Genomic DNA, 23,057 nt, shown 5'->3' with positions numbered 1-23,057 from the left:
TTTTTTCCGCAGCAAGCGGTGATGAAACAAGGAGATGCCCATGTTGACCCTGATCGAGGGCGCGGAAATTCATAGCCCGGCCCCGCTCGGCCAGCAGGATCTGCTGGTGGCCGACGGCCGCATCGCCTGGCTGGGCAAGGGGTTGACTGTTCCCCCTGACTGGCCGCTGGTGCGCGTCGACGGCCGTGGCCGCTACCTGGTGCCCGGGCTGGTGGATCCCCTGGCCCACATCACGGGGGGCGGTGGGGAGGGGGGCTTTGCCTTCCGTACCCCCGAACTCGCGGCGGGGGAGGCCCTCAAGGCCGGGGTCACTACGCTGGTGGCGGCGCTCGGCACCGACAGTCTGACCCGCACCCCGGCCCAGGTGCTCGGCAAGGTGCGCGAGTTTCGCGCCGCCGGGGTGAGCGCTTACATGTACACCGGCTCCTATCACCTGCCGGTCAAGACCCTCACCGGCAGGGTGGAATCGGACATCATGCTGATCCCCGAGGTGCTGGGGGTGGGGGAGCTGGCCATCAGCGATCACAGATCCAGCGCGCCCACCCAGGATGAGCTGGCGCGGCTGGTGAGCGAGGCGCGGGTGGCCGGGCTGCTCACGGGCAAGAGCGGGGTCAGCTTCTTCCACGTCGGGGACGGCCGCGGGGCCCTGGCACCGCTGCGGGCCCTGCGCGATGGCACCGACATTCCCCTGCGCCAGCTCTATCCCACCCACTGCAACCGCAACCCCTGGCTCTTTGCCGAGGCCATCGACTGGGGCAGGGCGGGGGGCTGGATCGATCTCACCACCTCGAGCTTCCCCGAGCTGCTGGACGATGGCGAGCAACTGGCGGCAGAGGCGCTGGTGGCGCTGCTGGCGGCCGGCGTGCCCGCCGATCGCATCAGCTTCAGCTCGGATGCCAACGCCAGCCTGCCGCGATTTGACGGTGAGGGGCGCCTTGTGGAGATGCGCTGCGGCCAGATTGCCAGCCTGTGGCAGGAGTGCGTTCGTGCCTGCGCCCTCGGGGTGTCGCTCGAGGTCGCCCTGGGGGTGGTCACGGCCAATCCGGCGCGAGCCCTGGGGCTGGCTGGCAAGGGGATGATAGGGGTGGGGCAGGATGCGGACCTGCTGCTGATAGCGCCGGAGCACCTCGCCATCGAGAGGGTGATGAGCGGCGGCCAGTGGCGAACCTAGAGATGGCGCACCCCTGAACCAACAAAAAGCCCGGCACTGCTGCCGGGCTTTTTTTCGCCTGGGTGGTTTATCCAGGCTCAGATAGCGAGGAAACCCAGGATCAGGATGGGACCGAGCAGGCTCAGGATAAAGCCCGAGACGATGGCCACCGGCACCACCTGGATGCCGCCGGATTTCTGGATGACCGGCAGGGTGAAGTCCAGCGCGGTGGCGCCGCCGTAGCCGATGGCGGCAGAGGGGTGGCGACGCATCAGCACCGGAATGATGAGGATGGCGATAAGCTCGCGCCCCAGATCGTTGATGAAGGCGGCGGAGCCGAGCACGGGTCCCAGCTTGTCGGCCACCAGTATGCCCGACAGCGAATACCAGCCGAAGCTGGAGGCGAGCGCCAGGGCGTGGCTCGAGGGCATCCCCAGCAACTGGGCCGCCAGCAGGCTGCCGAGCCAGCTGCTGAGGATGACGGTGGCGGCTATCTTCATGCCCCAGGGGTTGAGCAGGATCTGGCGCAGGCGCATGCCGGAGTTGCGCATCTGGATGCCGATGAGCAGCAGCAACAGCATCAGGGCCCACTCGCTCCACTTGTCGATGGGCAGGGCGCGCAAGTCCACCAGCAGCCCCAGCAGCACGCCGCCGAGCACCACGAAGCAGAGCTGGAGTGACTCCCAGAGCAGATGCAGCTTGCTCGGCATCCTGGCGTCGCTCGCCTCATGGGTGGGGGGGCTGCGTCTGTCCAGCCACCAGAGTGCCAGCAGGTTGCAGGCGGTGATGGCGGCCAGCATCACCCCGGCCACCTTGAAGATCACCGCCAGGTTGCTGCCGAGGTTCTCCACATAGGCCAGCCCCAGCCCCATCAGGAACAGGATGAGATAGACCATCTTGCCCAGCGACTGATTGATCAGCTTGATGAGCCGGGTGGAGGATAGGGGGACAAGATAGCCAATCACCAGCGGCAGCAGGATCAGCAACACATTCAGCAACATTGGGGCCTCGGTCACAAAACTGGGAAAACGACACATTACCACTACTTATTGGCCAAGAGTCATAAATCCATGAGTTTGTATGTTTCATTCGACCCTTTTTTTATCGGTTTGTTACTTTTGCATGGCGAGGCCATCTTCCCGGAGCCCTCTGCTCTCGGGTCGTCATCGCCAATAAAATCAATTTCATTCAGAAAAAAGTGCGTTTTGTTCAGCTGAACCTGGGTGAATAAAGTGACTCTGAATGGCTTCTGACTGAAATGGCTTAATCTTCTTGCTACTGGTGCGTTCCGGGTATAAAAAGGCGGTATCTCAGAGGTGGCGAAAAGCAGATTTTATGCAGACAAAGTGCTGAAAAATACCGCCAAGGCCAATAAAAATACAGATAAACCACTAAATACCTCGGTTCTGTATTGTTTTTTAACTACCTGAATGATATTTTCGCTGAAGGTTGCCATCGGTTAACTTTTTGTTAAATTTGCGATGGTGGAGTCACGCCGTAGCGGCGTCTAGGGACAGACAAGGTTGTAATGGATGAGCGACGTTGCCGCACTGGAAGTTCGTGAACTGCACAAGTATTTTGGCACCCACGAAGTGCTCAAGGGCATCGATATGACGGCCCGCAAGGGGGATGTTATCTCCCTGATCGGCTCCTCGGGTTCGGGGAAGTCGACTTTTCTACGCTGTATCAATCTGCTGGAAACCCCCTCTTCCGGCACAGTGTCACTCCATGGCGAGCTGATCCGCATGAAGAGCAATCGGGCCGGTGAACGCCTGCCTGAGGACATGCGTCAGGTGGAGCGGATTCGCAGCCGTCTGGCCATGGTGTTTCAAAGTTTCAACCTCTGGTCGCACATGACCATCATGCAGAACATCATCGAAGTCCCCATCCAGGTGCTCAAGGTGCCCCGTGCCGAGGCCATCGCCAAGGCGGAGCAACTGCTCAACCGGGTGGGCCTGTGGGAGCGGCGCGACTATTACCCCGGTCACCTCTCCGGCGGCCAGCAGCAGCGGGCCGCCATCGCCCGTGCCCTTGCGGTCGAGCCCGAGGTGATGCTGTTCGACGAGCCCACCTCTGCGCTCGATCCCGAGCTGGTGGGCGAGGTGCTCGGCCTGATGCGCGAGCTGGCCGAAGAGGGGCGCACCATGCTGGTGGTCACCCACGAGATGTCCTTTGCCCGTGACGTGTCCAACAAGGTGATGTTCCTCCATCAGGGGCGGGTAGAGGAAGAAGGCAATCCCAAGGAGATCTTCGCCCATCCCAAGTCGGAGCGATTCAAGCAATTCATCTCTTCCATTTATTGATGGGGGAGCGGTATTTTCAATATTCTGCGTTTTCAACGATCGACGTGTTTATCAAGGAGAGATACATGAACAAGCTGATGCTGGCGACTGCCGTGATGACGGCCCTGTGTTCCGGTAGCCTGATGGCCAAGGAGTGGAAAGAGGTACGGATCGGGGTGGAAGGTGCCTATCCTCCCTTCTCCTGGACCGAGCCGAGCGGCGAGGTGAAAGGCTTTGACATCGACATCGCCAACGCCCTGTGTGAAGAGATGAAGGTGAAGTGCACCCTGGTCAAGCAGGACTGGGACGGCATCATTCCTGCGCTGCTGTCACGCAAGTATGACGCCATCATCGCCACCATGGACATCACCGAAGAGCGTAAGAAGAAGGTGGACTTCACCCAGAAGTACCAGCACATTCCGGCCCGCTTCGCCGCCAAGAAAGGCACCGAGGTGCAGCTCGACAAGGCCTTCATGGATGGCAAGACCATCGCCGTGCAGCGCGCCACCTCCATGGACACCTACATCACCGACAACTTCCCCAACGCCACCATCAAGCGCTACGGCACCGCAGATGAGGCCTATCTCGATCTGAAATCGGGCCGGGTTGACTATGTGATGGCCGACTCCGCCGCCATCAGCGACGGTCTGCTGAAGAAAGAGGGTGGCGATGCCTACGAGTTCGTCGGCCCGAAACTGACGGATCCCAAGTGGTTTGGCGAGGGTGCCGGCATAGCGGTACGCAAGGCTGACAAGGATCTGAAAGAGAAATTCAATGCTGCCATCCTGGCCCTGCGCGCCAACGGCAAGTACAAGGAAATCAACGACAAGTACTTCGACTTCGACGTGTACGGCGAGTAAGTCAACGTCAGGCGAACAACGACAGGTTGATCCCGTCAGTAGTCATCGGGCCCGTTGCCTTCCGCTGGGAGTGACGGGCCCGATTGCGATGGAGCTGCATTGCATATGTTTGATTTGAAAGGATATGAAACCTCCCTGCTGGAGGGGGCCTGGGTCACCCTGGAGGTGGCGCTCGCCTCCTTGCTGCTGGCGCTGGTGCTGGGCATGCTGGGTGCCCTGGCCAAGCTCTCCCCCTACAAGTGGGCGCGCGGCATCGCGACCGCCTACACCACCGTCATTCGCGGCATTCCGGATCTAGTGCTGATGATGCTGCTGTTCTTCGGCGGCCAGGTGCTGATCAACGGGATCTGTACCTGGGTCAACGAGGCTTACAACAACTACCTGCTGGAGAGCAATCCGAATCAGGAGTGGGTCTCCCTGCTACCGGATTACATCGACATCAGTCCCTTTGCGGCCGGGGTCGCCACCATAGGCTTCATCTTCGGTGCCTACATGACCGAGACCTTCCGCGGCGCCATCCTGGCGGTGGACAAGGGGGAGCTCGAGGCGGCACGCGCCTTTGGCATGCGGGCAACCCAGGTGTTTGTGCGGATCCTCTTTCCCCAGATGATGCGCCACGCCCTGCCGGGCTTTGGCAACAACTGGCTGGTATTGCTCAAAACCACGGCCCTGGTCTCCATCATCGGGCTCGATGACATGGTGCGAAAGGCGTCCCTGGCGGCGGGCTCGACCCAGCAGCCGTTTACCTTCTACATGGCGGTGGCGTTGATCTTCCTGATCTTCACCGCGGTTTCGACCTCGGCGCTCAAGTGGGCCGAGCGTCACTACGCCATCAAGACGAGGTAAGCCATGCCGTATTCAATGCAGTCATTCGTTTACTGTGATAGTCGCGGTGTCAGTGCCGAGCGTATCTACATCACGATCAAGACGAGGTAAGCCATGGATTTCTCCATCATTCTCAAGGAGTGGCCCACCTACTGGGAGGGCTTTTACACCACCATCTGGCTGGTGGCAGCCTCTCTCATGCTCGGCCTCATGCTGGCGGTACCCATGGGCATTCTGCGCAACAGCCGCAACTGGCTGATCAAGGGGCCGATCTGGGCTTATATCTACTTCTTCCGCGGCACCCCGTTGCTGGTGCAGCTGTTCATCATCTACTACGGCGCCGCCCAGTGGGAGTGGCTCAAGAACGGGCCCGCCTGGGCGCTCTTCTCCGAGGCCTGGTTCTGTGCCCTGCTGGCGTTCACCCTCAACACCGGGGCCTACACCGCCGAGATAGTGCGCGGTGCCGTGCTGAACATGCCAAAGGGGCAGATTGAGGCGGCCAATGCCTTTGGCATGAGCCGCTGGCAGACCCTCACCCGCATCATCTTGCCCAACTCGTTTCGCCGTGCGCTGCCCGCCTACAGCAACGAGGTGATCTTCATGCTGCAGGGGTCGGCGGTGGCGGGCATCATCACCATCGTCGACCTGACAGGTGCGGCGCGGATCATCAACTCCCGCTACTACAGCCCGTTCGAGGCCTTCTTGACCGCAGGCCTGCTCTACATGCTGCTCACCTTCGCCATCGTCTGGCTGTTCAAGAAGTGGGAGGCCCGCTGGCACGCCCACCTGCGCCCCCGCAGCGTGTGACAGAAATGAAAAAGCCCGCAGCTGCGGGCTTTTTTTATGGCGCCGGCCTCTGCTGGCTCACCGCCCCAGATATTCCCTGTCGAAGAAGGTGTTGACCCAGTGGGGTCGATAGACGGCGAGCAGTGTCATGGCCATGCCGTTGAGCAGGGCCTCGGGGAAGAGCAGCAGCGGCCAGATGGAGAGGTAGTCGGCACTGATGGTGTGCCAGGGGTAGGCGCCGCTTATCCCCATCAGCAGGGCACTGGCGAGGATCTTGACCGAGATGCTCAGCGCCCCGCCGAGGAAGGCGGCCACGAACAGGTAGACGAAGAGGTGGCGGGGCAACCAGGCCCAGCTTGCCAGAAACAGCAGCCAGCTGGTGGCCACCGGCAGCGCGACGCCGATGAGCGCCTGCCAGCCGAACTCCGCCAGATCGGTGACACCAAAGGCCCCGAGGATCAGCAGGGTGAGGCAGGGGGCCAGCAGGGCGAGGCGCCAGCCCAGCAGCAGGGTCAGGCTGGTGAGGCCGAGAAAGTGGATCTCCAGCCCCTCATGGAGGCCCGCCCGCAAGGTCCAGAGCGGCACCAGGACGATGGCGCCCCCAAGGCAGAGGTGTTGATAGAGGGGGTGGTCGTGGAGGGTGCGCAGCAGGGAGGCGTTCAGGCTGAAGGCGAGCAGCACCAGCCAGAGCAGGAGGGCGGCGACTTGTCCTTCACTCATGACATGTTCCCTCGGATGTCATTGCCCGGTGATGAGCCCGGGCGCTGGCGGTGCAGTGAAAAGAGGCCGCCCAATCCCGGGCGGCCTCCTGTCTCAATACTTCACGTTGGGGTGGTACTTGCCGAGGATGGCCTGGACCCTGTCCATGGTCTCCTTGCTGGGGGGCTTGATCCCGGTCAGATCGTAAGTGTCTCCCAGCACGTCCCATTTGTGCTTGCCGAGTTCGTGGTAGGGCAGCAGCTCCACCTTCTCGACGCACTCCCCCAGCTCTGCGATGAACTGGCCGAGCCCCTCGGCGCTCTCGTCATCGTCGGACCAGGTGGGCACCACCACGTAGCGGATCCACATGGTCTGGCCGCGGGATGCCAGGTAGCGGGCGAACTCCAGGGTGTACTTGTTGCTGACGTGGGTGAGGGGGATGTGCTTCTCGTCGTTGATCTGCTTGATGTCGAGCAGCACCAGATCGGTGTTGTCGAGCACCCGATCGAGCAGCTCGTCGTAGTGACGCACGAAGCCGTTGGTATCCAGGCAGGTGTGGATCCCTTGCGCCTTGCAGGCGGCAAACAGCTCGGCGATGAACTCTTGCTGCAGCATGGCTTCCCCACCGGAGGCGGTGACGCCGCCGCCTGAGGCATTCATGAAGTGGCGGTAGCTGGTGAGATCCTGCATCAACTCGGGCACTGTGACCTCGCGGCCACCCTGGGTGTCCCAGGTATCCCGGTTGTGGCAATACTTGCAGCGCATCAGGCAGCCCTGCATGAACACGATGAAGCGGATGCCGGGGCCGTCGACTGTGCCGCAGGTCTCGACGGAATGGATCCGGCCAATGATGTCGGGATTGCTGGTGTCGCTAACGGTGGCGGCAGGGATCCGCTGAGTGCCCTGATCGGCAGGGCCGCTGGTTTCAACGGCAGGGATCCGGTTAATGACTGACATAGACGACTCCAATTGTTCGGACAGGGTTCGAGCGGTCGTTATTTTATGACATAAAGCCCTATAAATCCTACCAGTTTAGCCCGCCGGGGTGGCACCCAGCAGACTCTCCAGTGCCTTGACGGGGAGCGGGCGGCTGGTCAGGAAGCCTTGGTAGTGCTGGCATCCCAGGGCCTTGAGCACGGCCAGCTGCTCCTCGTCCTCCACCCCTTCGGCGGTTACCGTGAAGCGAAACACCTTGGCGAGATCCAGGATGGCCTTGACGATGGCCTTGTCCTGCTCGCTGTGCACCAGTGTCTGGATGAAGCTCCTATCCAGTTTGACCTCATCGGCGGGCAGATCGCGCAAATAGGCGAGAGAAGAGTAACCAGTACCGAAGTCATCGATGGAGATGAGGATACCCAACTCCTTGAGCTGGCGGATCTTGGCGATGCTGTCCAGCCGGTTTTCCAGCACCACTGACTCGGTGACCTCCAGCAGCAAGCGCGACGGCGGCACCCCGGTATCGCGCAGCACATACTCCACCTGCTGCACGAAGCCGGCGGTGTGGAACTGGCGGGCGCTGACGTTGACCGACAGATGGGGGATGGCGAGGCCGTTGTTGAGCCAGAAACTGTACTGGGCGCAGGCGGTCTTCATCACCCAGTAGCCTATCTCCTGGATCAGGGTGGTCTCTTCGGCGATGGGAATGAAGTCCCCGGGGGGGATCATGGTGCCGTCCATCTTCTGCCAGCGCAGCAGGGCCTCCACGCCCGAGAGGCTGCCGTTGTCGACTCTGTACTGGGGTTGATAGTGCAGCACCAGCTCGTTGTTGCGCAGGGCATCGCGCAGCTGGTTGCTCAGGGAGAGCTTGCTCTTCTCCTTCTCCGCCATGGCCTCGCTGAAGAAGATGTGGTTGCCCTGGCCGGCCCGTTTGGCCATGTGGACGGCGGTGTCGGCCTGCTGCATCAGGATCAGATGATCCTTGTCATCGTCGCTGAACAGGCTGATCCCCACGGAGGCGCTGCAGTGCAGCTTGTGATCGCCGATGTCGAAGGGGAGGCGGAAAATCCCCATCAGCTCCCGGGCGAAGTGCTCCGCCAGTATCTTGGCGGTGACATAGCCCTGGCCCAGCGCGGTGAACAGCAGGGCGAACTCGTCTCCCGAGGTGCGGGCCAGCACCAGGTTCTCCTGGGGCAGGGACTTGAGCCGCACCACCACCGCCTGGAGCAGCAGATCGCCGCAGGCGTGGCCGAGGGAGTCGTTGATCGACTTGAAGTTGTCGAGATCCAGCAGCAGCAATGCCCCCCACTGCCCGTTCGGGCTCTGCAGAGTGCGCTGCATGATGTCGTTCAGGCTGCGCCTGTTGTAGAGGTCGCACAGATCGTCGTAATAGGCGAGCCGCTCTATGTGGCGGGCCGCCTCTTTCTCCTGGGTGATGTCGTGGAAGCTGCAGACGAAGTGGCTGATCTCGTTCTCCTCATCCTTGACACCGCTCACCATCAGCCGCACCGGGAAGAGATGGCCCTCCTTGTGCAGGCACTGCTCCTCGCCAAGCCAGTATCCCTGCTTATCGACGGCGGCGATCACCTCCTGCTTGAGGCTGTCGCCATAGTAGGTGGGTCTCAGGGCCTCGATATGCTGACCGAGCATCTCGTCGTCCCCGAACCCTGTGATGCGGCTGAAGGAGTCGTTGACCTTGAGGATGATGCCGCCGTGATCCATCACCAGCAGACCGTCGTGGGTGTTGAAGGCCACCTCGGCCAGGCGCAGGGCATCGTCGTTGGCGAGGCGCTGCAGCTCGATGGCGGCCCGCTCACGCTGCTCGTAGAGGGCATCGAGCAGGGGAATGGGGTCGGCCAGTGGTCCGTCGAGCAGCAGGGTGATCTGACCCAGGGGGACGCCGCCCTGGCCCTGGAGGGGAATGCCGATGTAGGCCTTGGCGTTGAGGGCCAGCAACTGGGTGGCCTGGGGATAGCGCAGGGGCAGGTCTTCCACATAGAGGCTCTGGCCGTGCTGGAAGATCTCCCGGCCCGGGCCTATCTCCATCCGCATGGGCTTGACCGCGGAGAAGGTCTCTCCTTCCAGCACGCAGCGAGGAATGAGCCAGAGATCCTGGCCGCGCAGCTGAAACTCCCCGAGCCAGCCGATGCGGGCGCCGCTCGCCGTCATGGCCCAGCGCACCAGGGCGCGGCAATACTCATTGCCGGTCTTGCAACTGAGCCCGCGGGGCAGGGTGAAGGGAGAGGCCTCGGTCACCTCGGGTTCGGGCTGCCAGTGGCCCAGCAACTGGGCGCAGTGGCGCACCAGTTGCAGTGTCTCTTCGCCAATCAGGGTCGTCTCGGCGTATTCGAGGCTGAGCACGCCGATGAGCTTCTCCTGCTCCAGCAGGGCGCCGTCCAGGCGGGAGCTGACATTGGCATTGGCCAGATAATAGTGCTGGCTCAGCATGGGCTGATGGGCGGCCTCCGAGAAGCTCAGGGCGCCCCGGGTACGCAAGGCCCGGATGTAGCGGCTGTCACCGCGAATGGCACCGACAGAGTCCGCATTCAGGGTGAAGACAGGGGTCAACTGCTCGCTGCCGAGGGGGCCATTGGCCTGGTAGTGCCAGAGGATCAGGCGATCGGCCCCCAGGCACTCCCTGAGGCTCTCCAGCATGGGGGCATACTGCTGCTGGCTGGCCATCTGGCTCAGGCGCGGCAGTTGCAGCGACAAGCTGGCCGCACTCTCCTGGGGTTGGGTCTGCAGGCAGATGAGCCAGAAGGCGTCCTGCTCATGGGAGAGGGAGATATGCCACTGCTGGGCGGCAAAGCGCAGCAGCAGCTTGCCCCCCTTGCCGCTGGCGAGCCGCTGCTCTATGGGCTGGCGCAGGGCATCGGGCAGCTGGGCCGGCCAGGCACTGCGGGGCTCATCGAGCCAGTGGAGCGGGGTCTGCATCACATCGGTCAGGGCGACCAGCCGTTGACTACGGGTATCCAGGCGAAAGAACAGGGGGGCCTGGCTGGCTGTCGGGAGATGACTGAGCGCGGTAGACGACATGAACTGACACTATCCTGTTGAGCAATTGTCGGAGGGCAAGAATACTGCAAATCCGCGGCAAACAAAATTTCATTGAAATCTAAATTAGTGTATTCTAATTTAAAGTCAATTTCTCGTTGAGTGGAGTCTTGCAGATGAAACGGATCCTGATTGTGGGTGGTGTCGCAGGGGGCGCATCGGCGGCGGCCCGCGCCCGTCGTGTGAGCGAAGAGGCAGAGATAGTGATGTTCGAGCGGGGCGAGTTTGTCAGCTTCGCCAACTGCGGTCTGCCCTATCACATCGGAGGGGATATCCCCAATCGGGATGCCTTGCTGCTGCAGACGCCCCAGAGCTTCAAGCGCCGTTTCAACGTCGATGTGCGGGTCTTCCACGAGGTGATCGAGATAGACAAGGGGGGCAAGAGCCTGCTGGTGCGCAACCTGCAAAGCGGCGAGGAGCGGCGCGAGCCTTATGATGTGCTGCTGCTGAGCCCGGGGGCGGCGCCTATCCGTCCTCCCTTCCCCGGCATCGACAGCCCGGGCGTGCACAGCCTGCGCAATATCCCCGACATGGATCGCATCCTGGCGGCCCTGGCGCATGAGCAGCCGCGCCACGTCACAGTGGTGGGCGGCGGCTTTATCGGGCTGGAGATGATGGAGGCGCTGCACCAGCGCAAGCTGGCGGTCACCCTGCTGGAGCTCTCCGATCAGGTGATGGCGCCGGTGGATAAAGAGATGGCCAACATGCTCCACGCCCGCATCCGCGAGGAGGGGATCGATCTGCGCCTGCGCATCGGCCTCTGTGCCATCGAGCCTCTGGAACTGCCGGCAGAGAAGGGGCCGGCGGTGCCTGGTGGCCTGCGGCTGACCCTCAATGACGGCTCTCACCTCGATACCGGCCTGCTGATCCTGGCCATAGGCGTCAAGCCCGAGACCCTGCTCGCCGCCAAGGCGGGGCTGGAGCTGGGACCCCGCGGCGGCATCAAGGTGGATGCCGGCATGCGCACCTCGGATCCCTTCATCTATGCGGTGGGGGATGCGGTGGAGGAGACCGACTTCGTCACCGGCGAGTCCGTGCTGATCCCGCTGGCGGGCCCCGCCAACCGGCAGGGGCGCATCGCCGCCGACAACATGCTGGGGCGAAGCGAGACCTACAAGAAGACCCAGGGCACCGCCATCTGCAAGCTGTTCGATCTGGCGGTGGCCAGCACGGGGCTCAACGAGAAGCGACTGGTGCAGCTGGGGCTACCGTTCGAGAAGGTCTATGTCCACCCGGGCAGCCACGCCGGTTACTACCCCGGCGCCCACCCGGTCAGCCTCAAGCTGCTGTTTGCCCCCGATGGCAAGATTTACGGCGCCCAGGCCATCGGCAAGGATGGCATCGACAAGCGCATCGACGTGCTGGCGGTGGCCCAGCGCGCCGGCCTTACCGTCTTTGACTTGCAGGATCTGGAGCTCACCTATGCGCCGCCGTTCGGCTCGGCCAAGGATGTGATCAACATGGCGGGCTTCGTGGCGAGCAACCACCTGAAGGGGGACAGCATCCTCTGCCATGCGGCCGAGGTGCAGGCCCGCAACCCGCACCAGCAAGTGCTGGATGTGCGCAACGCCCCCGAGCTCGACAAGCTGGGGCGCATACCGGGGGCGCTGCATATTCCTCTCGACGAGCTGCGCGGCCGCCTCGATGAGCTGCCAAGAGACAAGGAGCTGCTCATCAGCTGTCAGGTGGGCCTGCGCGGCCATGTGGCCTGCCGCCTGCTGAGCCAGCACGGCTTCAAGGTGAAGAACCTCTCCGGCGGCTTCAAGACCTGGCAGCTGGCCATCGCCGAGTAGATCTGCCCGGCCGACCTGGCCCAATCGCCTGCATTGCATGAAAATGGGCCACTCCATGGAGTGGCCCTTTCTTACATCATGCGCACTGCCCGATCAGGGGGCACTGTCACTGAGCTGCTTGCGAATGTGGTGCTGCAAGACCGTCAGCATGGAGGCACCGGAGAGGCCTATCATCAGGGCGCCGTTGACCGCCTCGAGGGGGCCGAGCAGCTTCCACTGCGGGCTCATGACGATGTCGCCATAGCCCAGGGTGGCGAAGTTGACACCGGAGTGGTAGACGGCCTCCTGCAGGGTGTCGAACTCCCCGAGCCACAGGAAGAGCCCGCCCCAGACGCCGATCTGTGCCAGGTTGCCCAGCATCACCAGGGTGATGATGCCAAACAGCGCCAGCATGCCGGCCACCACCCCCTCACGCTTGCCGAACCGCTTGATGTAGAAGCGGATGCACCAGACGGATACCAGGGATTGCAACAGCATGTTGATCAGGATCACCGGGATGCCGACCATAAATATGAGAAACATGTCAGTCTCCTAACTTGGCTTCTGCCAGTGGGCGGCCGACCGGCCACCACTGCTCGAGCAGCAAGATACACAGCCAGCCATAGCCGGCCACCACCAGATAGAGGCCGCAACGCATGGCCGCCGCCAACCACACATCCTTGCCGGTGGCGCTGTCCTCTATGGCCGGGCCAAACAGGATGAGCGCCGTGATCCAGGCGTTGCTCCAGAATGACGGCGAGCAGCGGCTCGCCACCAGCCGGATCAGACGCCGCGCCAGCCACAGGGTCATCAGGGCCAGCATCAGCACCAGCATCAAGAGCGAAGGCCAGAGGCTGAGCCCCAGCCAGAGTGCACAGGCCAGCAGGGCGCCCATCAGGGTCGAGAGCACCAGCTCCTGGCCCGCCTGTCTGGCGTTGAGGGAGGTGCTCTGCTGGGCCAGCGCCACCGTCTTCATCACCGCCGGTATGTAGAATGCCGGGTTGCCGAGGGCCAGCAGCCACACCGGCAGTACGATGGCGACGGCGCGCAGCGCCAGCCGCTCGGGATGTTCGGGGGGCAATGGCATGGGCCTTGCTGCCGCTCCCGCCACCGGCAGGGGAGGGAAGAGTGCGTGAGCCATGCGGTTGACCAGGGTGCCCACCAGGATCCCCAGTCCCATCATCTGGGCAATGGCGATGGCAAGGGACTGCTCGATGAGCCCGGCCACCGGGATCACCGTAATGGCCATGATGAGCAGCATGGCGGCGGCCCCCTTGCCGGCCATCGACTGCTGCATCAGCAGGTAGAGCAGCAGGCCGATGAGCAACACGGCCGCCAGGGCATAGTGGGTCAGCAGGGGGACCAGCAGCACCCCGGCGGCCATGATCCCCAGCAGCAGTAGCCCCCCTGCCAGCCCCTTCTTCAAGCCGAGCGGCTCCCCGGGTCGGCACAGCACCACCCAGGCCATGATGATGCCGAGGTGGGGCATGGGCAGGGCCAATCCGTAACAGATCCCCGCCGCTAGCCCGATGCCCGTGCCAATGCGCAGTACAGCCCTGTCGGCGTTATGCATATGGCGCCTCAATAGAGGAAGGAGAAGAGGCTCATCAGCCGGATATAGAGCGCCCCCAGGAAGTGCATCACCCCGCTCTCGCCGGTGTAGACCAGCACATCGGCCTGGCCGCCGACCCGCAGCGCCTCGGCCGGTGGAAAGTCGTCACTCCGGAAGGCGACTTTGACCGGGAAACGCTGCGCCTGACGCAGCCAGTCGCGGTTGTTGTCCACAGTGGGCAGGGCGCCTGCGGGCTGGCTCTTGCCATCGCCCACCCCGTAGCCGACGCTGCGGATCTCCCCCTTGAACAGCTGTCCGGGCAAGCTGTCGAGCAGGATGGTGACCTTGTCCCCTGGCCGGACGTTGCCCAGGTTGTTCTCCGTCAGATCCGCCGACACCCAGACGTCGTGGATGGCGATCAGTGTCATGGCCGGTGCGCCGGCCCCGATAAACTGGCCAGTATCGGTGTTCAAGTCGGTGATAAGCCCGCGTCCTGGAGCCGTGACCAGGGTGTTCTTGCGATCCAGCTCGGCCTTGTGGACCGCCGAGCGGGCGCTGAGCAGCTGGGAGTTGTCATCACCGCTCGCCCCTGCGGCCTCGATGGCGCGGCGCACGTCGGCCTCTGCTGCCGCCACCTGGCTTTTGGCCGTCTCGCGGCTGGCCTGGGCCACCTCGAGGCGACGCACCGAGATGGCGCCCGGATCCTCCCGATAGAGCCGCTCCTGGCGCTCCGCATCCTTGGCCGCGTTGTCATAGGCGGCGCGCATGGCCATCAGGGAGGCCTCGGCCGCCTTGACCCCTTCGGTGTTCGCCTTGACGCCGCTCAGGACCGTCTGGTAGTCGGATCTGGCCTTGGCCAGGGCGATGTCATAGGGCTCGGGGTCGATCTCGAACAGGGGGGAGCCTGCGTCCACGTCCTGATTGTCGTGAACATAGACCCGCTTGATCTGGCCGGACACCTCGGCGGCGACGGGGACCACGAAGGCCTGCACCCGGGCCTGGGAGCTGTATGGGGTCAGCCGGTCCGCCAGCAGATACCAGATGAGCAGGAGGAGGATTGCAGCCAGCAGCCCTAGGGTGGCGCGGCGGCTGGCCTGGCCGGGAGATGCAGTGCTGTCAGTCATGGGAGCTTGCCTTCTGTGTCAGGGGGGAGTGGGTTGCGTCGAGCAGGGGAGCCCAGTCGGCGCGCGTGCGCAGCTGGGCCTCCACCTCCGGGGTTACCAGGGGGCGTTCACGCCCCTGTTCCCAACCGCCACCCAGTGCCTTGTAGAGCGTGATGAGATCGCGCATCCGGGCGCCACGGCTGTTGACCAGGCGCTCCTGCTGGTTGAACAGGGCACGCTGGGAGTCGAGCACCCGCTGGAAGTCCGCCATCCCCTCGCGATACTGGGTGTTGGCTATCTCTAGGGAGCGACGGGCGGCCTCGCCGGTCTGGGTCAGCAGGGCGATCTCGTCCTGGCCGTTGGCGTAGGCCACGGCCGCGTCATCCACCTCGCGGGCCGCCTTGAACACGCTGTCACGATAGCGCTCGTGCAGCTGCTGGAAGCGGGCGTCCTGCACCAGGATCTGGTTGCCGAGCCGTCCCTGATCGAGCAGGTTCCAGCTGAGCGAGGGGCCGAGGGCCCAGGAGAAGGTGCCGCTCTCCCCATTGGTGGCGTTGACGCCCAGGGTGCCAAGCAGGGTGATGGAGGGGTATAGCTCGCTCTCGGCCACCCCTATCAGGGCCGACTGGGCGGCCAGTTGCCGCTCCGCGACCCGCACGTCGGGACGTCGGCGCAGCAGATCGGCCGGCATCTCGGTGACCAGGGCCAGCTCGCCCTGGGGGATCTTGCCGGTGTTGGTGGCCATCTCGGGCAGGGGGCCCGGGGGCCTGGCAATCAGGGTTGAGAGGGCATTCTGGCTCTGGCGCAGGCTGGTCTCGAGTTGCGGAATGCCGGACAGGGTGCCGAGGTACTGGGTCTTGGCCTGCTGCACGTCCAGCTCGGCGCTGTTGCCGCTCTTGAACAGCCGTTCGGTGATCTCCAGGCTGCGCTGCTGGAGGCGGGCATTCTCCCGGGCTATGTAGAGGCGAGCCTCCAGGGTGCGGATGCTCACATAGAGCTGGGCCACCTGGGCGGCCATCAGCACCTGGATGTCATCATACTGGGCCAGGGTGGCGAAGTAGCTGGCATCCGCCGCTTCGATGCCGCGTTCGAACTTGCCCCAGAAGTCGAGCTCCCAGCCTAGGTTGAACCCGGCGCCATAGCTGCTGCCGGCGCTGCTGTGGCCCCCCCGGGTCTGCCCGGCTTGCAGGAACTCGCCCGTGCCCACGGTGGCCTGGGGGCCGAGCAGGCTCTCGGCGATGCCGAGCTGGGCCTGGGCCTCGAGGATCCGCAAGCCGGCGATCCGCACGTCCGGATTCTTTCGCAGCGCTTCCTCGACCAGGGCACTCAGCACGGGATCGTTGAGCCGGTTCCACCATTGGCGATAGTCAGCGGTTGCGCTCGCCTGCTGACCCTCGCTGGCGCTGTGCCAGCCGGCCATCTCCTCGACTCTGGGGGACTGGTAGTCGGGGCCCAGCACTGTGCAGGCACTCAATAACAGGCATGCGCCCCCCGTGAACAGGGGGCGCATGGTGTGACGTTGGACGGCCATGGGGTTATTTATCCGCAGAAGCCAGACCTTCGTTGACCCAGGCCATGAAGATGCGATAGCCGATGGAGAGCAGGGTGGCGCCGATGAACATGCCGAGGATGCCACTGGCCGCCATGCCGCCAAGGGCGCCCAGCAGCACCACCGGCATGGGGGCATCGACACCGCGACCCAGCAGCAGCGGTTTGAGGACGTTGTCGGCCATGCCTGCGACGATCAGCAGGACGCTGTAGATGATGTTCACCGCAGTGCCGTGATCACCCGTGCTCCACATGTAGGCGATGGCGGGAGCCGTCACCAGGATCACGGGTACCTGGGCGATGCCGAGGATCAGCGCCAGGACGAAGAAGATGCCGACGGCCGGGATCCCCGCCAGCATCATGACGATGCCTGCCAGCAGCGCCTGGATGAAGGCGACCCCGATGACCCCTTGAGCGACGGCACGTATGGTGCTGGTGCACAGTTTGGTCAGCGCCAGCCCCTTGCGTTCATCGGTGATGCGCATGGCGATGCGATCGGCGCTCGCAGCACCCGGTGCGCCCCAGGCCATCATGATGCCGGCCACGATGAAGGAGAGGACGAAACCGAGCAAGCCACCCCCCATGCTGGCCAGGATGCCGACGACCTTCTTGGCCAGATCCCCGAGCTGTGGTTTGTAGCTGACGATGAGGCTGGGCAGATCCGCCGAGGCCTTCAGCCAGACGGCATGGAGCTTGGCGCCCACCAGCGGGATCTCGGCGATGTCGGCGGAGGGCGCCGGGATCACCAGGGTGTTGTTGTTCACCTTGTCGACCAGGGAGCTGACGCTGTCACCCAGGGAGCTGACCATGACGACGGTAGGGGCCACGATGAGCAGCACCCCCAGCAAGACCAGCAGGGTAGAGGCCTTGCCCTGTTTCCCGCCCAGGCGCGCGGCAAAGCGCTGGTGGAGGGGATAGAGGGTGACGGCCAGGATCAGGGCCCACAACATCATGTTCATGAAGGGGGAGAACACGGTGAAGCAGAAAGAGCCCAGTGCCAGGATAAGGCCAAACTTGATGAACATATCCAGGAATCTGGCAACCAACCTTTTTTCGACTATGGACAGATCATTATTTTCCATTCTGGTATGACTCCGACGGGGGATGAGCACACAACCATGCTGGCCCAACACAGGTGTCGGGCCAGCAAGCAGGGGTTGTGCAGTAATAAATAACACTGAGTTCAGCGTGTGGGGGTCACTCTGACCTTGCCTGCATTTAATTTATGGCACAGGAATTCAATGTTTAAAAAGTTTTTAACTGGTTGATATTAGGTTGATTGATGCAACCTCTTCAGAGGGGCTAGAGAATAAAGAGTCCCCACCTGCCGCACAAGCGAACAGTTGTTCCCAGTTTGGCTTGGGTTCAGAAAACGGGGAAAGTTTGCCTATAAAAAATAGCCGTCTAAAAAAGAGTTTCGAATGAGAAATATTATTTTCTACCTATGAATGGCTATTTTTCGCGACCAATATCGGTACACGGTGAATGAGCAATGGAGAGCACTGAGCTTTGTGTTAATGGGGGCGACGTTTTATCCTGTTGGCTCCTGCGCTGCGCTGGCGGCGACTCAACCCGGGATCAAACCTATGCGTCTCCTCAAGCCCTCTCCTGTGTCTCGCGTCCCTTGCTTATTGGCCTCGTTATTGGCGGGCTTGGGGGCTCTGCTGCTGGAAGGCTGCGGCCCGGACACCCCGGCGCCCTCATCCTCTCCAACCGAGGCGCAGCAGGAGGCCGGGGCTCCGACCTCAGTGGTGCAGGCCAATGCCCGCCAATATCGGGATGCCCCGGCGCTGGTACTGGTCTTCTCCGGCCCCCTGGTGCCCAAGGCGAACTGGCAGAGTTGGCTGACGGTCAGTGAAGGGAGCAAGCAGGTGCAGGGGGAGTGGATCCTCGCCGAAGATGGCCGCACCCTCTATTTCCCGAACGTTCAGCCCAACAAGCGTTATGAGGTGACCCTCACAGCTGGCCTGGGTCCAGCCCCCCAGGACTGGACCCTCCAGACCCGGCCGCTTGAGGCGGGGGCCTCCTTTACCGCCAGCGGCATGGTATTGCCCCTGCGCGAGGAGCTGCGCCTGCCCATCAGCGCGGTCAACGTGGACGAGGTCAACATCGATTTCTTCCGGATCGATGCCGACTATCTGCCGCGCTTCCTGGCCGAGTATCGCCCCGGCGCCGGCATGGGCAACTGGGATCTGGAACAGGTCACCCAGCGTGCCAAGCGGGTGTTCAGCGGTCGTTATGCCCTGGCGCTCGATGCCAACCGGCGCGAGACCCGCCTCATCAATGTGAAGGAGCCGCAACTGGCCGAGGCCGGGGTCTATTTCGCGGTGATGTCCCCGCTTGGCAACTACGACTGGCGCAAGGAGACCACCTATTTCGCGGTGAGCGACATGGGGCTCAGTGCCCGCCGCTACCGGGATCGACTGGAGGTGTTTGTCAGTTCCCTGGCAACCGCCGACCCCCTCAAGGAGGTGCAACTCTCCCTGCTCGACGAGAAGGGCAACCGGCTGCAGGTGCAGCAGACAGATCCGCGCGGTCACCGGCGTTTCGAGCAGGTGCAGGGGGCCCGGCTGCTGCTGGCCGAGCAGGGCAAGCACCTGGCGGTGCTGCGCCTCGATGGCGCGGCGCTTGATCTCTCCACCTTCGATCTGGGCACCCAGCCCTGGCAGGCACAGCAGCTTTATCTGTTCAGTGGGCGGGATCTCTACCGCCCCGGCGAGCGCCTCGACAGCGAGATCCTGCTCAAGGGGCAGGATGGCCAACTGTTGCCCGGCATGGCGGTGGAGCTGGAGGTGAAACAGCCGGACGGTCAGTTGCTGGAGCAGAAACGGCTGCTGCCTGACCCTCTGGGCGCCGCCCACTACGGCCTGCGCCTGCCGCAGGATGCGCCCCTGGGACGCTGGACCATCACCCTCAAGACATCGGCAGGCAGCCGCTTCGAGTGGCCCTTCCTGGTGGAGGAGTTCCTGCCCGAGCGGCTGAAACTGCAGCTCGGCAAGGGGCCGGATGGGGAATTGCAGAGCCCTGAAGCGGCCCTCACCCTGCCGCTGCAGGGGGACTACCTCTATGGTGCCCCGGCGAGCAGTACCAAGGCGAAGGCGGAGGTGAAGATAAGTCGCGCCACCATGCCCTTCACCCAGTGGCAGGAGTTTACCTTAGGGGACGTGCTGCTCGCCGAGCAGGCCAAGGATCTCGAGCCCCGTAGTCTCACTCTCAATGAGCAGGGGCAGGGGAGCTTCTCCCTGGTGGATGAGCTGGATGGCGTGCGTGCCCTCGGGCCGCTGGAGGTGGCCTACCGTGTCTCTCTCTCCGAGCCCGGTGGCCGCGCCGTCAATCGCAGCCGCACCCAGTACGGCTGGCCCGCCGGCAGCCAGTGGCCCGCCCTCAGGGCCGATTTCATGGCGGAGCGGGCAGAGGGGGGCAAACCGCTGCCCTTCCAGATCCTCAACCTCGACGACAAGGGCCAGCCGGTGGCGGGCGAGGTCAAGGTGCGCCTGGTCAACGAGTACCGCGACTACTACTGGCACTACGCCGACGGCGAGGGGTGGAAGTACGAGTTCAACAGTCAGCCCTATCTGGAGCAGGAGCAGACCCTGCAACTGGACGGCAAGGGGCCGACTGCCCTCAGCCTGCCCCTTGCGGCCGGCTGGTATCGCCTCGAGGTGGAGAACAGCCAGGGCCATCAATCCAGTCTGCGGCTGGAGATCGGCAGCTACGCCTGGGGCGGCGGTGGCGAGCAGGCGCGGCCCGACAAGATTGCCATCACCCTCGACAAGCGCGCCTATCAGGCTGGCGACAAGGCCAAGGTGACCCTGGTGGCGCCGCGTCCGGGCAAGGGGTTGCTGCTGGTGGAAGATGGCGACGGCCTGCGCTGGTGGCAGCGCATCGAACTGAACGCCGAAGGTGCCGGGCAAGGGGAAGGGCGTGGCGAGTTCGAGATCCCCATCAGCCCCGAGTGGCAACGTCATGATCTCCATATCTCGGCCCAGATCGCCGTCCCTGACAGCGAGTCGAGACCGGCGAGCAGCAAGGGCATTCAAAGCCTGCGCTCGGTCGGCCTGGTGCCGCTGACGCTGGACAGAGAGGCTCGCCGCCTGCCGCTCACCCTGAGCGCACCGGATAAGGCCGTGCCGCTCACCCGGCTCGAAGTGACCGCCATCTCCACCCCCAACAGTCAGGGGCGGGTGGTGCTGGCGGCGGTGGACAGGGGCGTGCTCAATATCAGCGACTACAAGCCCCTCGACCCCTTCGAAATCTTTTTCGGTCGCAAGCGCTTCGCACAAGACTTGTTCGACAACTACGGTCAGGTGATCCCGCCCCAGGACGGCAAGCTGGCTCGCCTCAACTACGGCGGCGATGCCCCGGCCCTGAAGAAGGGGGGCGCACTGGAGAGCCGGGTCGAGGTCGCTGCGCTCTGGAGTGGCGAGGTGAGTTTCGATGAGCAGGGCAAGGTGCTGATCCCGCTGGATCTGCCCAACTTCAACGGCGAGCTGGCGCTGATGGCGCTGGCCTGGAACGAGCAGCAGGTGGGCCAGGCCGAGCGCGCCGTCAAGGTAGTGGCGCCCCTGGTGGCCGAGATAGGCTGGCCGCGTTTTGGCGCTCGCGGGGATCAGACCCGTGCCCTGGTGCAGCTGCGCAACATGAGCGGCGAGGATCAGAATCTTTCGCTTGAATGGACCCTGAGCGGCGGCTTGCAGGCGGGGGGCGAGCTGCCCGAGACGCTTTCCCTCAAAAACGGCGAGGAGCAGTGGCTGACCCTGCCGCTCACCGTCAGCGGAGCGAGTGGGGTGGCCCGCCTGCAACTGGCGGCCAGCGGCAAGGGCTTTGCGGTAAGCCGCGACTGGTCGCTGCCGCTGCGCTCCCCCTGGCCTGCCGAGACTCGCCAGCGCTACCAGATGCTGGCCCCCGGCCAGCAGATGAGCTTTGCGCCGGGCGAGCTGGCGGGACTGGATAGCACCAACCTGCAGGGGCTGCTCAGCCTCTCAGGTACGCCCCCCTGGGATCCTGCCGCCCAGTGGCAGGCGCTGGCCGACTACCCCTATGCCTGCTTGGAGCAGACCCTCTCCCGCGCCTGGCCCTACCTGCTGACCACGGCGGATGAGCGTGCCGCCTGGGCCAAACCTGCAGAGGGGAGCAAACCGGTGAGCGAGGCGGATCTGCAGCGCGCCCTGCTGCAACGCTTGCAGCGGTTGCAACTGCCGAGCGGCGGTTTCGGCCTCTGGGATGGGCGCTCCGACGAGGAGCAGTGGCTCACCGCCTATGCAGCCGACTACCTGCTGGCCCGCAAGGAGGCGGGTGATGCCGTGCCGGAGGCCATGCTCAATCAGGCCATCAACCGGCTGCAAAGCTATCTCACCGACAGCCAGTACGGGGAGCGCTGGAGCAGTTCCCCCGAACACAGCCGCCTGGCCTATCAGGCCTACAGTGCCTATGTGCTGGCGCGGGTGGGCAAGGCGCCGCTCGCCACCTTGCGCCTCATCTGGGAGCAACAGGCGGATCACGCCCGCTCCGGTTTGCCGCTGCTCCACCTCTCGCTGGCGCTCTCGGCCATGGGGGATGAGCAGAACGCCGCCAAGGCCCTTGTCCGGGCGCTAGCGACCGAGCGCGGTGAGGACTATCTGGGGGATTACGGCTCTCCCCTGCGCGACCAGGCCCTCGAGCTATCCCTGCTTCGTCAGCACAAGCTGGCCGAGGAGCGCTGGTCAGCGCTGAGCGCCAAGGTGGCCGATACCCTGGCTCACCGTCAGTGGCTCAGCACCCAGGAGCGCCTCGCCCTGCTGCGACTCGCCCGCTTTGACCCCGCCGCCGACTGGCAGGCCAGGTTGCTATCGGCCGATGGCGAGCGCCCCTTTGCCGGCGAGGCCAGCGTGCAGCTCGGCGCCCCGGAGGCGTTGACAGCCAGCGCCGTTACCAATGAGGGCAAGGGCTCGCTCTATGTGCAGCGAACACTGATCGGCTACCCCGAGCAGGCGCCCGTGCGCGTCAGCCAGGGGATGAGTGTTACCCGCAGCTGGTTCAACGGCGACGGTAAGCAGCTTGATCCTGCCAAGGTACGGGTCGGCGATCTGGTGGTGGTGCGGCTCAATGTGAGCAGCGAGCAGGCGGTGCCCGATGCCCTGCTGGTGGAGATGGTGCCGGCCGGTTTCGAGCTGGAGAATCCGGCCCTTGGCAACAGCATCAAGCTGGAAGAGCTTTCGATTGAGGGGAAACCGGCGTGGCAAAGCGAGTGGAACGACTACCTCAAGCATCAGGAGTTTCGTGACGATCGCTACACGGCGGCACTGGATCTGAGTGCGGGGGGCAATCAGCAGCTGGTCTATCTGATGCGAGCGGTGACGCCGGGCCGTTATCAGGTGCCGCCGACCCAGGTGGAGGATATGTATCGGCCTGAACTGCGTGCCCTGGGGGAGGATATTCACGAGGTGAGCATCTCTGAGTAATCTTTTCTCCCTCGAGCGGCTTCGCCCGCTCACCTTCTGGCAGCGCGGTT

Annotated in this window: 16 protein-coding genes; 7 read left to right on the top strand and 9 right to left on the bottom strand. The window is 63.8% G+C overall.

The annotated features are described in order from the left end of the window. The first annotated feature begins 40 nt into the window (after positions 1-40). Complete coding sequence (gene iadA / locus WIR04_RS13160) at positions 41-1,171, top strand: beta-aspartyl-peptidase (RefSeq protein WP_338887495.1); 1,131 nt, start codon at positions 41-43, stop codon at positions 1,169-1,171. Between the two features lie 77 nt (positions 1,172-1,248). Here the strand turns inward: iadA and WIR04_RS13155 are convergent, their stop codons facing one another. Then, a complete protein-coding gene (locus WIR04_RS13155) occupies positions 1,249-2,151 on the bottom strand; it encodes a lysine exporter LysO family protein (protein ID WP_338887493.1) in 903 nt (300 codons plus the stop codon). Positions 2,152-2,682: 531 nt separating this feature from the next. On the opposite strand from WIR04_RS13155, the gene WIR04_RS13150 reads away from it, so the two are divergent. From WIR04_RS13150 to WIR04_RS13135, 4 genes are all read left to right on the top strand, one after another. After that, positions 2,683-3,453 (top strand): ABC transporter ATP-binding protein, encoded by a 771-nt coding sequence (locus tag WIR04_RS13150; RefSeq protein ID WP_025326493.1) that lies wholly within the window; start codon positions 2,683-2,685, stop codon positions 3,451-3,453. A 65-nt stretch (positions 3,454-3,518) separates the two neighbouring features. Then, positions 3,519-4,292 carry an ABC transporter substrate-binding protein gene (locus WIR04_RS13145; RefSeq protein ID WP_025326494.1) on the top strand — a complete coding sequence of 258 codons (774 nt, stop codon included), beginning with the start codon at positions 3,519-3,521 and terminating at the stop codon, positions 4,290-4,292. 105 nt (positions 4,293-4,397) lie between these two features. Further along, complete coding sequence (locus WIR04_RS13140; RefSeq protein WP_025326495.1) at positions 4,398-5,138, top strand: ABC transporter permease; 741 nt, start codon at positions 4,398-4,400, stop codon at positions 5,136-5,138. Between the two features lie 93 nt (positions 5,139-5,231). Beyond that, entirely contained in the window at positions 5,232-5,924 is a 693-nt protein-coding gene (locus WIR04_RS13135) for an ABC transporter permease (protein ID WP_025326496.1), read from the top strand. 57 nt (positions 5,925-5,981) lie between these two features. On the opposite strand, the gene WIR04_RS13130 is transcribed toward WIR04_RS13135, so the two are convergent. The 3 genes from WIR04_RS13130 to WIR04_RS13120 form a co-directional block, all read right to left on the bottom strand. Beyond that, positions 5,982-6,623, bottom strand: a complete 642-nt coding sequence (locus WIR04_RS13130; RefSeq protein ID WP_338887488.1) for an energy-coupling factor ABC transporter permease — start codon at positions 6,621-6,623, stop codon at positions 5,982-5,984. Positions 6,624-6,716: 93 nt separating this feature from the next. Beyond that, entirely contained in the window at positions 6,717-7,559 is an 843-nt protein-coding gene (pflA, locus tag WIR04_RS13125; protein ID WP_025326498.1) for a pyruvate formate lyase 1-activating protein, read from the bottom strand. A 75-nt stretch (positions 7,560-7,634) separates the two neighbouring features. Further along, the gene (locus WIR04_RS13120) at positions 7,635-10,574 is read right to left on the bottom strand and encodes a sensor domain-containing phosphodiesterase (RefSeq protein ID WP_338887486.1); all 2,940 of its coding nucleotides are present in this window, start codon (positions 10,572-10,574) and stop codon (positions 7,635-7,637) included. A gap of 134 nt (positions 10,575-10,708) precedes the next feature. On the opposite strand from WIR04_RS13120, the gene WIR04_RS13115 reads away from it, so the two are divergent. Beyond that, positions 10,709-12,385, top strand: a complete 1,677-nt coding sequence (locus WIR04_RS13115) for an FAD-dependent oxidoreductase (protein WP_338887484.1) — start codon at positions 10,709-10,711, stop codon at positions 12,383-12,385. A 93-nt stretch (positions 12,386-12,478) separates the two neighbouring features. Here WIR04_RS13115 and WIR04_RS13110 read toward each other — a convergent pair whose 3' ends face one another. Genes WIR04_RS13110 through WIR04_RS13090 form a run of 5 tightly spaced genes read right to left on the bottom strand, consistent with a single transcriptional unit; the run spans position 12,479 to position 17,592 of the window. Further along, a complete protein-coding gene (locus WIR04_RS13110; protein WP_338887482.1) occupies positions 12,479-12,907 on the bottom strand; it encodes an ion channel in 429 nt (142 codons plus the stop codon). A 1-nt stretch (position 12,908) separates the two neighbouring features. Then, the gene (locus tag WIR04_RS13105; RefSeq protein ID WP_338887480.1) at positions 12,909-13,937 is read right to left on the bottom strand and encodes a hypothetical protein; all 1,029 of its coding nucleotides are present in this window, start codon (positions 13,935-13,937) and stop codon (positions 12,909-12,911) included. 8 nt (positions 13,938-13,945) lie between these two features. Beyond that, a complete protein-coding gene (locus tag WIR04_RS13100; RefSeq protein ID WP_025326503.1) occupies positions 13,946-15,040 on the bottom strand; it encodes an HlyD family secretion protein in 1,095 nt (364 codons plus the stop codon). Next, a complete protein-coding gene (locus WIR04_RS13095; RefSeq protein ID WP_338887477.1) occupies positions 15,033-16,550 on the bottom strand; it encodes a TolC family protein in 1,518 nt (505 codons plus the stop codon). The genes WIR04_RS13100 and WIR04_RS13095 overlap by 8 nt, the downstream gene beginning before the upstream one ends. Positions 16,551-16,554: 4 nt before the next feature. After that, positions 16,555-17,592, bottom strand: coding sequence for an AI-2E family transporter (locus WIR04_RS13090; RefSeq protein WP_226989675.1), 1,038 nt, complete (start codon positions 17,590-17,592; stop codon positions 16,555-16,557). Positions 17,593-18,153: 561 nt separating this feature from the next. Here WIR04_RS13090 and WIR04_RS13085 point away from each other — a divergent pair. Beyond that, the gene (locus WIR04_RS13085; protein WP_338887475.1) at positions 18,154-23,007 is read left to right on the top strand and encodes an alpha-2-macroglobulin; all 4,854 of its coding nucleotides are present in this window, start codon (positions 18,154-18,156) and stop codon (positions 23,005-23,007) included. Positions 23,008-23,057 lie beyond the last annotated feature (50 nt).

It is taken from the genome of Aeromonas rivipollensis (assembly GCF_037811135.1).
Classification (GTDB): Bacteria; Pseudomonadota; Gammaproteobacteria; order Enterobacterales; family Aeromonadaceae; genus Aeromonas; species Aeromonas rivipollensis.
The sequence above is the reverse complement of the archived record's forward strand: the minus strand, read 5'-3'. Positions and strand labels throughout refer to the sequence as shown.

What these genes read in the sequence shown, in the direction of transcription:
- iadA (WP_338887495.1), top strand. Translation starts at nt 41, where the DNA reads ATGTTGACCCTGATCGAGGGCGCGGAAATTCATAGCCCGGCCCCGCTC.
- WIR04_RS13155 (WP_338887493.1), bottom strand. Translation starts at nt 2,151, where the DNA reads ATGTTGCTGAATGTGTTGCTGATCCTGCTGCCGCTGGTGATTGGCTAT.
- WIR04_RS13150 (WP_025326493.1), top strand. Translation starts at nt 2,683, where the DNA reads ATGAGCGACGTTGCCGCACTGGAAGTTCGTGAACTGCACAAGTATTTT.
- WIR04_RS13145 (WP_025326494.1), top strand. Translation starts at nt 3,519, where the DNA reads ATGAACAAGCTGATGCTGGCGACTGCCGTGATGACGGCCCTGTGTTCC.
- WIR04_RS13140 (WP_025326495.1), top strand. Translation starts at nt 4,398, where the DNA reads ATGTTTGATTTGAAAGGATATGAAACCTCCCTGCTGGAGGGGGCCTGG.
- WIR04_RS13135 (WP_025326496.1), top strand. Translation starts at nt 5,232, where the DNA reads ATGGATTTCTCCATCATTCTCAAGGAGTGGCCCACCTACTGGGAGGGC.
- WIR04_RS13130 (WP_338887488.1), bottom strand. Translation starts at nt 6,623, where the DNA reads ATGAGTGAAGGACAAGTCGCCGCCCTCCTGCTCTGGCTGGTGCTGCTC.
- pflA (WP_025326498.1), bottom strand. Translation starts at nt 7,559, where the DNA reads ATGTCAGTCATTAACCGGATCCCTGCCGTTGAAACCAGCGGCCCTGCC.
- WIR04_RS13120 (WP_338887486.1), bottom strand. Translation starts at nt 10,574, where the DNA reads ATGTCGTCTACCGCGCTCAGTCATCTCCCGACAGCCAGCCAGGCCCCC.
- WIR04_RS13115 (WP_338887484.1), top strand. Translation starts at nt 10,709, where the DNA reads ATGAAACGGATCCTGATTGTGGGTGGTGTCGCAGGGGGCGCATCGGCG.
- WIR04_RS13110 (WP_338887482.1), bottom strand. Translation starts at nt 12,907, where the DNA reads ATGTTTCTCATATTTATGGTCGGCATCCCGGTGATCCTGATCAACATG.
- WIR04_RS13105 (WP_338887480.1), bottom strand. Translation starts at nt 13,937, where the DNA reads ATGCATAACGCCGACAGGGCTGTACTGCGCATTGGCACGGGCATCGGG.
- WIR04_RS13100 (WP_025326503.1), bottom strand. Translation starts at nt 15,040, where the DNA reads ATGACTGACAGCACTGCATCTCCCGGCCAGGCCAGCCGCCGCGCCACC.
- WIR04_RS13095 (WP_338887477.1), bottom strand. Translation starts at nt 16,550, where the DNA reads ATGGCCGTCCAACGTCACACCATGCGCCCCCTGTTCACGGGGGGCGCA.
- WIR04_RS13090 (WP_226989675.1), bottom strand. Translation starts at nt 17,592, where the DNA reads ATGTTCATCAAGTTTGGCCTTATCCTGGCACTGGGCTCTTTCTGCTTC.
- WIR04_RS13085 (WP_338887475.1), top strand. Translation starts at nt 18,154, where the DNA reads ATGCGTCTCCTCAAGCCCTCTCCTGTGTCTCGCGTCCCTTGCTTATTG.